Source organism: Puia dinghuensis, assembly GCF_014642875.1.
Lineage (GTDB): Bacteria > Bacteroidota > Bacteroidia > Chitinophagales > Chitinophagaceae > Puia > Puia dinghuensis.
In genome coordinates this window covers 174205-185510 of sequence record NZ_BMJC01000005.1, presented here as the reverse complement: position 1 = coordinate 185510, position 11306 = coordinate 174205, and the positions used below count along the sequence as shown (strand labels likewise).

General features: G+C 54.3%; 6 protein-coding genes. 3 read left to right on the top strand and 3 right to left on the bottom strand.

Annotation, left to right across the window (positions count from 1 at the left end):
- Positions 1–9: 9 nt before the first annotated feature.
- The 3 genes from IEY39_RS22510 to IEY39_RS22500 all read left to right on the top strand — a co-directional run bounded on the left by IEY39_RS22510 (position 10) and on the right by IEY39_RS22500 (position 8600).
- A complete protein-coding gene (locus tag IEY39_RS22510) occupies positions 10–900 on the top strand; it encodes an SdiA-regulated domain-containing protein (protein WP_188935949.1) in 891 nt (296 codons plus the stop codon).
- Positions 901–929: 29 nt separating this feature from the next.
- Complete coding sequence (locus IEY39_RS22505; RefSeq protein ID WP_188935947.1) at positions 930–4592, top strand: BamA/TamA family outer membrane protein; 3663 nt, start codon at positions 930–932, stop codon at positions 4590–4592.
- A gap of 195 nt (positions 4593–4787) precedes the next feature.
- Positions 4788–8600: a hybrid sensor histidine kinase/response regulator gene (locus IEY39_RS22500; RefSeq protein WP_188935941.1), complete on the top strand. Its 3813-nt coding sequence runs from the start codon at positions 4788–4790 to the stop codon at positions 8598–8600.
- Positions 8601–8648: 48 nt separating this feature from the next.
- Here the strand turns inward: IEY39_RS22500 and IEY39_RS22495 are convergent, their stop codons facing one another.
- The 3 genes from IEY39_RS22495 to IEY39_RS22485 form a co-directional block, all read right to left on the bottom strand.
- On the bottom strand, positions 8649–9215 hold the full coding sequence (locus IEY39_RS22495; RefSeq protein WP_229689032.1) for an ester cyclase: 567 nt from the start codon (positions 9213–9215) through the stop codon (positions 8649–8651).
- A 76-nt stretch (positions 9216–9291) separates the two neighbouring features.
- A complete protein-coding gene (locus tag IEY39_RS22490) occupies positions 9292–10116 on the bottom strand; it encodes a helix-turn-helix domain-containing protein (protein ID WP_188935939.1) in 825 nt (274 codons plus the stop codon).
- 9 nt (positions 10117–10125) lie between these two features.
- On the bottom strand, positions 10126–11163 hold the full coding sequence (locus IEY39_RS22485) for a LacI family DNA-binding transcriptional regulator (protein ID WP_188935937.1): 1038 nt from the start codon (positions 11161–11163) through the stop codon (positions 10126–10128).
- Positions 11164–11306 lie beyond the last annotated feature (143 nt).

Genomic DNA, 11306 nt, shown 5'->3' with positions numbered 1-11306 from the left:
ATGAATCGAATGATGATAATCCTTTTGGTGCTGGTTGGTATGGTGGCCAGCTCCTGCGGGGGAGGGCAGCAACCGCCGAAGGAGAAGGATAAGGCGGGGGTGGTGAAAGCTGCTGCCACGGCGGTGCCTTCGCCGCATGGGTATGACCTTGGGTCGCCCAAAAAATATGTATTGCCCGAACCATTGCACGAGATCTCGGGGATGAGTTTCCTGCGTAATGACGTGGATACGCTTTATGCGATCGAAGACGAGCATGGGCGGCTTTTTCATTTTCATTTGGGTGACGGGAGATATCCATCCTGGAAGTTTGGGAAGCATGGCGACTATGAGGATGTGACGGTGCTGAACCATAATGAATTTGTGGTGCTGCGCAGTGACGGGAGCTTGTTTGTTATTCCGGTGGTGATGGTGGGGAAAGGGGACAACAAAGGGGTGAAGAGTTATATTCATATTCTGCCGAAGGGGGAATACGAGGGCTTGTATGGGGATGAGGGCGGCCGGCTTATCGCCTTGTGCAAGAATTGTCCCGGTGACAATCAGTCTGTCGAGGTGTCAGGTTTTGTGTTGCAGTATGATCAGCAGCATGTGCTGCGGGTGACGGATCATTTCCTGGTGACGGTGCCCGGGGAGAAATTGACGAGTATCCATGAGAAGGTGAAATTTCATCCGTCCGCTATTTCGCGCCATCCGTTGACGAAGGAGTGGTATATCGTTTCGTCCGTGAACAAGGTGCTGATCACCCTGGATGATGAGTGGAAGGTGAAGGGATGGTATCCGCTGGACCCGATGCTGTTCAAACAGCCGGAGGGGTTGGCATTCGATGCGAAGGGTAATATGTATATTTCCAATGAGGGGCAGCAGGGGAATGCGAATGTGTTGTATTTTGCCTATCGGCCATAGGGGCCGGACAGGACCTTAAAACAACGTTTATGAGAAGAATACTAAGAATCATCAGCCTGGTTTTGGTTGCCAGTGGAGGAATTTTCAGTGGGTATGGGCAGACCGACCCGGTGGTGCAACGGATGTTCCTGGTGGGCGATGCCGGGCAGCTGAAAGACGGGCACCATCCCGTTTGTGATTGGCTTAAGACACATGTCGACTGGGATGACAGCAGTAATGTCCTTGTGTACCTGGGGGATAACATTTACCCGATGGGGATGCCGCCGGATGGGGCTGCGGGTTACGATGAGGCCCGCAGGATATTAGATTACCAGGTGTCGGTGGTGGCAGGGAAGAGGGCGAGGGTCTTTTTCGTTCCAGGGAACCACGACTGGAAACAGGGGAAGCCCGGTGGCTGGCAGCAGGTGCGGAATGAAGAGGCTTATATCAAGGGCCTGGGGCTGGCTAATGTGGCGCTTTTGCCGGGGGAGGGATGTCCGGGACCGGTGGCGGTACCGCTTGGTGACAAGATGGTGCTGGTGTGTATGGACAGCGAGTGGTGGCTGCAGGACCGGCGGGACAGGCCGGGACTCGAGTCTTCGTGTGAGTGCAAGGACCAGAAGACGATCGTGGATGCCCTAAAGGATATCGTCGGCTTGTATCCTGACAAGCTGATCGTTCTGGCCATGCATCATCCTTTCTATACGCATGGGGAGCATGGCGGTTACTATACGTTGAAGCAGCATATCTTTCCGCTGACCGATCTGAATCCGGGGTTATATATTCCCCTGCCGGTGATCGGGTCTATCTATCCCATATCGCGGGGAGTGTTCGGGAATGTGCAGGACACGAAGAATCCCCGGTATAAGGAGATGCGGGAGGCGATAGAGGATGTTATCAAGGGGCACAGCAATATTATCGATGTCGCGGGTCATGAGCATACGTTGCAGCTATTGCAGCACGATAGTGTGTATTATGTCGTGAGCGGGGCGGGGTCGAAGGAGACGAGGGTGAAAATGGGTCAGCATTCGCTGATGGCCAAGGAGGAATTGGGGTTTGCGACGATAGAAATGCATGCCAGTGGCAAGAGCGAGATCCGTTTTTACAACGTGGGGGCAACGGGGTTGGACCAGGCGTTCTATGCGGCTGCTGTTGCGCCATTACCACAACCTGTGGCTACTTCGGTTGTGGTGGGGCGCTTCCCGGATAGCGTGACCGTGGTGGCCGATTCCGAATTTCTGGCGGGTGGGTTTCACCGGTGGCTGCTGGGCGCCAACTACCGGAAGGAGTGGTCGGTGCCGGTGAAGGCAAAGGTTTTCGATATGACGGGCTGGACGCCGCTACAGCGGGGAGGGGGCACCCAGACGCTTTCCTTGCGCATAAAGAGTCCCGATGGCGGTCAATATGTTCTGCGCGGGGTGAAAAAACATGTCAGCGATCTGGCGCTTCCGGAGGCCTTGCATGGGGATCAGTTTGTCAGGGATATCGTGAGTGACGGGGTATCGGCCTCGTATCCTTATGCTTGCCTGTCGATTCCTCCGCTGGCGCAGGCGCTGGGTGTACCGCACGCCACTCCGCAGCTTGTGTATATCCCGGATGATCCCCGGCTGGGCCGGTTTCGTGCGGATTTTGGCAATCTCCTCGCCTTTCTGGAAGAGCGCGAGCCGGGCAACGGGAAGAAGACGTACAATATGTGGGACCTGGAGAGCCTGCTGAAGGAGGATAATGACAATACTATCGACCAGCCCGCGACGTTGCGGGCAAGGCTGCTGGATATGTTTGTGATGGATTTCGACCGGCATGAGGATCAGTGGCGATGGTTGGCGGTCGACAACGGGAAGGGAAAGACGCTGTCCCCGGTGCCGAGAGACCGGGACCAGCCGTTCTTTATCAACAATGGCGCGCTCTCCTATTTGGTTGCCTCCTCCTGGGCCATTTCGCAGTTGCAAGGTTTCCGGCCGAAGGCGAGGAATATCTATGGCTTCAATTATGCGCCGCGGAATTTCGACCGGAATTATCTCAACGAGCTGACTTCGACAGAGTGGCGTGATGCGGCGGAGGCGGTGGTGGCAACGATGACGGATTCGCTGATCGAGGCGGCGCTGCGGCTGCAGCCGCCCGCCATCCATGGGTATTCGATGGATGCGATCATTGCGACATTGAAAGCGCGGCGGCATTATTACGTTGATGAGGTGATGCGCTATTATGCTTTTATTTCGAAGGTAGTGAGCGTATATGGCAGCGACAAGCGGGAGTTGTTCGACGTCGACCGGCGGAGCGGGGATTCGATCATCGTGAATGTCTATAAGCTGAATAAAGAAGGGGAGGCGGGCAAGAAGCTTTATAGCCGGACCTTTTATTCGGAGGTGACGAAGGAGATCAGGCTTTACGGAGAGGGTGGTGACGACCGGTTCTATATCCATGGCCAGGACGGGGGAAGGACGGTAGTACGGATCATCGGCGGCCCGGGCAATGATGACTTCCGAAACGAAGTAAGCGCACCAGCGGGGAAGACAAAGATCTATGATCTCAACACGGAGAAGAATACGTTTGAAGGCAACGGTGCGGAACGAAAGTTCTTATCCAGCGACCCCGCTGTGAATGCTATTGTGCGACATGGGTATATCGGGAATTCCACACTGGGTTTCCACTACAACATCCTGGCGCCGCTGGTGAGCGTGGCCTACAACCCTGACGACGGGGTGTTCATTGGCGCGGGTTTCCGGTATACGACGCATGGGTTTCACAAGGAGCCTTTCAAGACCATGCAGACGGTGTCGGCGGCGCATTCGTTGTCGACGAAGGCGTATGTCTTCAAATATGCGTTCGAGGCGACCGAGGCTATCGGGTCTCTGGACCTGCTGGCGCATGCGGAGGTGCGGGCGCCGAATAATACGATCAATTTCTTCGGGTATGGCAATGAGACGGTCTTCGACAAACATGGGAAGCAAGGGGTGGCTTATTACCGGGCGCGGTATAACAGCTATGATGTGGATGTGCAGCTGCGGAAGCGGTTTGGCAGGGTGTTTTCGATGGCGGCGGGTCCGGTATTCCAGTACTTTACGATGGACAGTGCCAGCAATTTCAGCCGGTTTATCAATCAGACGGCGATCAATGGCCTGGATGCGGCCACTTTGTACAAGGACAGGACCTATGCCGGGGGCAGGGTGAATGTGGTGGTCGACGATCGTAATGATGTCTTGCAGCCATCCAGGGGTATCCTGTGGGAGACGAAGTTTGGCAGTTACGGGGGATTGAATAGTAACAGTCATGCGTATTCGCAGCTGAATACCGACTTGTCTTTGTATACGAGCTTCAATACGCGGGCGAATGTGGTTGTCGCCAATCGGGTGGGCTGGGGTAAGAATTTTGGGGATTACCAGTTCTACCAGGCTCAGTTTCTGGGGACGCTGGAGAACCTGCGGGGGTATCATAAGGACCGGTTTGCGGGTGGAGAGTTGTTTTATCACAACATCGATTTGCGGATAAAGCTGGCGGAGTTTAATACCTACTTATTTCCGGGTTCGTTTGGGCTGATCCTGTTCAATGATGTGGGTCGGGTGTGGCAGCAGGGGGAGGCGAGCAAGCAGTGGCATGATGGGTATGGGGGTGGGTTTTGGATAAGCCCGCTGAGCAGGCTGGTGCTTTCGGCCAGCTATGGGCAGGGGTCGGATGGGGGTGTGGCGGTGGTGAAATTGGGGTTTCAGTATTGAGGGGATGATTTCATACGGGTGACGTATGATGTGGAGTAAAAAATTACAATAAATACGATCGGTGTTCCGTTTTGTTTCGAACCCGGTCGTATTCCTACTATGTTTTTGCCGCGCCCCCGAAACTGGACTAAGTCCAGACGATTTTTATGGTGTTTGTCGTGTTTGTTCCTTTCGGTTGTTGTCCACCCTCAAAGTATGCATCTCTCTTTTGAGCATCTGGGGACGGCCCAGGGGCTTTCTCACAGCAATGTTATCTGCACGTTGCAGGATAGCCGGGGATTTATGTGGTTTGGGACGCGGGAGGGGTTGAACCGGTATGACGGCTACACGTTTACCGTTTACAAGAACAAGGCGGGGGATGATAAGAGCCTGGCTAATAACCTGGTGAATTCGATCGTCGAAGATGCGAAGGGGTATCTGTGGATCGGTACCTGGGGTGGGGGATTAGACCGCTATGACCGAAAGACCGATGAGTTTGTCCATTTCCGGCACGACCCCGGCAACCCGGCCAGCCTTGCGGATAACCAGGTTCTTTCCTTGTTGCTGGATAGCCGGGGGTTTCTCTGGGTGGGAATGGAGGGGGGTGGGCTGGACCGGATGGATTCCACGGGGCAGTTTGTGCATTTTGTACACCGGGACGGCGATGCGGGCAGTCTTTCCGAGAATAGTGTGAAGGCGCTTTGTGAAGATGCGGATCACCAGATATGGGTCGGGACGCTGGCCGGCGGTCTTGATCAATTAGACCGGCCGACCGGGACGTTTCGTCATCATGCACATGACCCGCATGATCCCCGATCGCTGAACAATAATTCCATTTCTGCGCTTTTGGAGGATAGCCATCACCGGCTTTGGGTCGGCACGATGACCGGGCTCGATCGTTTTGACCGGCAGACGGGGAGTTTTATTCATTACGAGAAGGAGAGCTGGGGCCACGAGCAGGTGAAGATCACCGACAAGACGGTCAACTCTCTGGCCGAGGATGGGGAGGGCAACCTGTGGGTCGGGACGGAGAATGACGGGCTTGTCGTCCTCGACACGATGGGTGTGTTGCATCACTTCCTGCACGACGATGTGGATCACGCCAGTCTGGGGACGAACTCCCTCTATGGGATGTACCGGGATTCCAAGAAGAATATGTGGATCGGGTCTTTTGCCGGCGGTATCGAACTGGTCAGCCGGGACGTGCGGAAGTTTGTCGTTTACCGGCATAGTTCTTCCCCCTATAGTCTTAGTGACAACCGTATTCTTTGCATCTACGAAGATTCGCACAACAACCTGTGGATCGCCACCGATGGGGGTGGGCTGAACCTTTTTGACCGGAAGACGGAGCGGTTTACGCATTACCAGCATGATCCGGCCAATCCCCGGAGTATCGGCGGGAATTATATTCTAAGGGTGATGGAGGATAGCCGGGGCAACCTGTATCTCGGCACCTGGGCGGACGGGTTGACGATCTTTAACCGGCTCCATCATACTTTCAAGCAGATAAGGGCGAACCCGGATGATCCCAAGGGGTTGAGTTGCAATAATGTCTGGGCGATTTGCGAGGACCGGCAACACCAGATCTGGCTGGGAACGTATGGCGGGGGCCTGGAGCGTTATGACCCCGATCGGGGAACATTTGTCCATTACCGTCACCGGGATGACGATGTGCACAGCCTGGCTAACGACAAGATACATGCGTTGATGCTGGATAGTAAGGGCAGATTGTGGATCGGGATGGATGGGGGCGGGGTGGACCTTTTCGATGAGCTAACGGGAACTTTTGCCCATCACCAGCATACGGATGACCAGAACAGCCTTTGCAACAATTATATCAACAATATTGCGGAGGACAGGGCCGGCGATCTCTGGATCAGTACGGCGAGTGGGTTGAGCCATTACGAGGTGAATGCGAACCGGTTTACTTCTTATACCGTTAAGGATGGGTTGCCCGATGATGTCATCTTTGGCGTTATCGAGGATTCGGTTGGCAGTCTCTGGGTCAGCACGAATAAGGGGCTTTGCCACTGGGATCTGGCGCATCACCGGATGAAGAATTTTGACGTCGCGGATGGGTTGCAGGCTAATGAGTTTAAGGAGAATGCGTATTGTAAGAGCCGGAGCGGGCTGTTATATTTTGGCGGGGTGAACGGGTTTAATGTTATCGATCCGCACCATGTACCCATAGAGCCGTTTGATGCTCCGCTGGTGATGACAAGTTTCCAGATATTCAACCGGGAGGTTCCGATCGGGGGTAATGGCAAGGCGGCTTCTCCGCTGAGCATGGCTATTACGGAGACGCAGCAAGTGGTACTGCCGTACAAGAGCAGCGTATTCTCTTTTTCGTTTGCTTCGCTTAACTATACCAATAAGGAGAAGAAGCAGTATGCTTATATGCTGGAGGGTTTTGACAAGGGCTGGAACTATGTGGGTACTGACCGCAGCGCGACGTATACTAATCTCGATCCGGGTGATTATACGTTCAAGGTGAAGGGGCTGACCAATGACGGGGCGTGGTCGGGGAGGGTGCTTAGCCTGCAGATAAGGATTACGCCTGCTTTCTGGATGACCTGGTGGTTCAGGATCATGTTGGTGATGATTGTCATCGGGAGTGTGATCGTCTTCTACCGGCTGCGCATCAATACGATGAACTCGCTGACGCGGGAGTTGGAGCGGCAGGTGCAGGAGCGGACCGAGCGGCTTTCCAGTCTTACGCAGGAAGAGCGGAAGGCGCGGCAGGAGGCGGAGTCGGCTAACAAGGCGAAGAGTATCTTTCTGGCGACGATGAGTCATGAGATACGCACGCCGATGAACGGCGTTATCGGGATGGCGTCTTTGCTTGCGGAGACGTCGTTGACACCGCGGCAGCGGGAATATAATTCCACGATCCTGAGTTGCGGCGAGAGCCTGCTCAATGTGATCAACGATATCCTCGATTATTCCAAGATAGATTCGGGTAAGATGGAGATAGAGCAGCAGTCCTTCGAGTTGTTGAAGTGTATCGAGAGCGTGCTTGGACTGTTCTATGAGAAGGCTGCGCAGTCGGGGCTGACCTTGCGGTACCATATCGGGGCCGAGGTTCCGTCTTTTATCGTGGGAGATGCGTTGCGATTGCGACAGGTATTGATGAACCTGGTGAGCAATGCCGTGAAGTTTACGCATGAGGGGGAGATATTTTTGCGCGTTCATTTATTACGGGAGGACGATTCGGGCGGGCTACAGCTTTGTTTCGAGTTGAAGGATACGGGTATCGGGATACCGGAGGAGAAGATCGGGATGCTGTTCAAATCTTTTTCGCAGGTGGATTCGTCGACTACGCGTAAGTATGGCGGGACGGGCCTGGGGCTGGCGATAACAGAGAAGCTGGTGTCGCTGATGGGTGGCGAGATAACGGTAAAGAGCCGGCCGGGGCAGGGGACGGTGTTTAGTTTTACTTTGATGAGCCGGGCTGGTGAGCCGGGTGTGGTGCAGGCGCCCGAGGGTGGCGGCGGTAGTGAGGTGATGAGCAAGGATTTTGCGGTGGCGTTTCCGCTGCGGATATTGGTGGCGGAGGACAATATTATCAATCAGCAGCTGATAAGGCAGATTCTTGGGAATCTTGGATATGAGCCGGATTGCGTGGAGAATGGGGAGTTGGCGGTTGCCGCGGTGGGGGAGAAGGAGTATGATCTGATATTGATGGATGTGCAGATGCCGGAGATGGATGGGTTGGAGGCGACGAGGAGGATCAGGAGGGACGCCGCGGGTGCGCGGGGTGCGGAGGCTCCGGATGGGCGGGGGTCGGGTTCGCGGGATGCGGCGGCGGGTTTTGGGGGTGTGACGGGGTCGGGTAATGGAGTTGCGCGGGCGAATGGGCATGGGTGGGGGCGGCCGGTGATTGTTGCATTAACGGCGAATGCTATGCGCGGGGATAGGGAGGAATGTATCCGGGCGGGTATGGATGATTATATCAGCAAGCCGGTGCGGCTGGATGAGTTGATGCGGTTGTTGAAGAAGTGGGGGGTGGTGTTGAGGGTGAGGGTGTAGGGTAAAAACGCCCGGGGACCGGGCGTTTTGGCGGCGAAATGAAGGGAGTTATTTTCCGAGGATTTGATCCATATAGGTTTTGTTGTCCCAAAACAGGTATTCTTCGGTCATGACCCCATCTTTCCAGATGCCGATGGTGGCCATGGGGATACGGAATTTTTTACCGGTGGGTTGGATGAATTGACCGTTCCCCGCAGGCATAGGTTCGGTGAAGGTACCTTCCATCCACCCCATTACGGCGGTGATGTTCCCGCTGCCGATGCGGATAGGGTGTTCCTTAATACGGGTGTCGGGAGCATACACGAACATGGCGTCCAGGGTCTTAATGTGTTGATCAAGCCCTTTTTCGACATGCCCGTCCGGGAAATGCACGAGGATATCCCTGGCATGGCTTTCATGCAGGCGTCGCCAATCCCGATTGCTGAATACGGTAAAATCCAGGGTATCGAAGACCTGCAGGTTTTTCTGGATCGCCGCGTTGGCCGCCGTGAGCGCTTTTACCTGCTTTAAGAGGTCTTCCTTACTTTCCTTCTGCTGTGCGTTGACAGAAGTAAATAATCCAGTGATAACCAGGATAGTAATAGCCGATTTTTTGAGCATTGATGTTTGCATCATTGTAAGTATTAATGATACAAAGTTCGGTAAGCCACCCGGCCGGGTGGTAATAGTTATCGGAAGAACTGTTGTGTTTTCAGGAAATCAGCCGTGCCATTTCCTCCCGGAATTCGGTGGGCGTTAGCCCGGCCTTCTTTTTGAAGATATGGGTGAAGTAGGTCTTTTCTTTGAAGCCCAGTTGATAAGCGATCTCCGAAACGGTTAGACTGGTAGTGACCAGCATATTCTTGGCTTCGATGAGACAACGGGTCTCGATGATCTCCGAAACGCTTTGGTGTAGAATCTTCTGGCAAATGAGGTTTAGATTTCGGGGTGTCATGAACAATTTCTCTGCATAGAAGCCGACGCTTTCATTTGTTTTGTAATGCTCTTCCAGCAAGCGGAGGAAGTTGATGAAGGTGGTGTTTTGCGTTTTTTTTGCTTCATCAGGCCCTTGTTTTCTCCGTTCGGATTCGATGATGGTGAGGAGGGTGGTGAGCAGTTGCCGCATCACCGAATAGTCCGGGGACGGCTGTTGATATTCCTGGAAGATGAGTCTGCATAAGACATCGAGCCGCTCGAAGCGGAAATCGGGCTGCATGCCGATATGCCCATCGTTGTGAAAAGAGGCGTACAGCTGAAAGGCCATTTCGGGGACAAATTCACTCTTGAAACGGATGACCCACATATCGCACCTGCCGTCTTTTGGCAAAGGCTGCAACCGGTGGATCTTACCCCGGGTAACAAAACTGACAAAGGGAGCATCCATGAGCTGCGACCGGAAATCGATGAAATGTTCCAATTGCCCCGCTTTTCCCACGATGAGCTCTTCGAAGTCATGGTTATGCGGTTCGTTGACGGAGTGTGCTATTTTCTCCGATTCTGCCGGACCTACTGTGAATATTTTGATGAGCTGATCCATGGGCGGCCGTTAGACCTTGCGGTGGAGGGAGGAGTCGCGGATGATGAGTTCGCTGCGGATGATGATGGTGTCGGTGGTGCGGGCAGCGGAGAGACCGGCCAGTTGCTCCAGGAGACTGCGGGCTGCCTGTTCGCCCATTTCTTCGCCGGGATAGTTGATCGTTGTGAGTTTTGGCTGGATGATCCGGGCAATGGCGTCGTTGTTGAAGCCGACGATGGCGATGTCTTCGGGTACGCGGACGTCTCCTTCCTTTAGCGTTTGCAGGAAGACGGCGGCGAAGAAGTCATTTGTTGCAAAGACGCCATCGGGACGCTGGGGCTGGGGCATGGCGATGATCTGGCGGGCGGCGCGGATGGCTGCGGCTTCGCTGAGATCGTTGACGATGACCAATTCGGCATCATAGGACAGGCCAAAGTCCGCGAGCGCTTGCTGGTAGCCTTTGAGCCGATCGGCATAGACATTCCTGGCGAGATTGGCGGTGATGTGGGCGATGCGGCGGCAGCCCTGGGCGGCAAGATGGGCGGTGGCTTCGTAGCCGGCTTTGTTGTTGTCGATGACGACCCGGGTGCCGTAGGCGAAGTCTTCCACCCGATCGAAGAAGACGATGGGGATATTTTTTTGGACGAAGGGATCATAGTGATCCATGTCGCGGGTGTCGAAGGCAAGGCTGGCGATGAGCCCATCGACGCGTTTGTGGAAGAGGTTGTGGGCGTTGGACGCTTCTTTGCGCCAGGTTTCGGACGAATGACCAATGATGAGATCGTACCCGGCTTCTGTGGTGACCTTTTCGATGCCGGCGAGGACGGAGCTGATGAACTGACTTTTCAGTTCGTGGACGATGATACCAATGGTATTGGTTTTTTGCATCCGGAGGTTGGAAGCGAAGCTATTGGAACGATAACCCATTTCCCGGGCAGTATCCATGATGCGTTTGCGGGTCTTTATATTAATGGCGGGATGGTCCTTGAGGCCCCGGCTGACGGTAGCGGGGGAGAGGCCGAGGACTCTTGCGATGTCATAGATGGTGATGTCTTTTTTTCCCAACATAAGTAAGCGGATCGGTTAAGTGAGCGGCGCCAGGGATCCAGGGATGCCGGACCGAAAATAAGTGCTTAAAATTAAGGATTTTAAAAAAATTTATGCAATCGGTTACAATTTCGAAAAAGGGGGGTATATTTACCGGCCAAAGC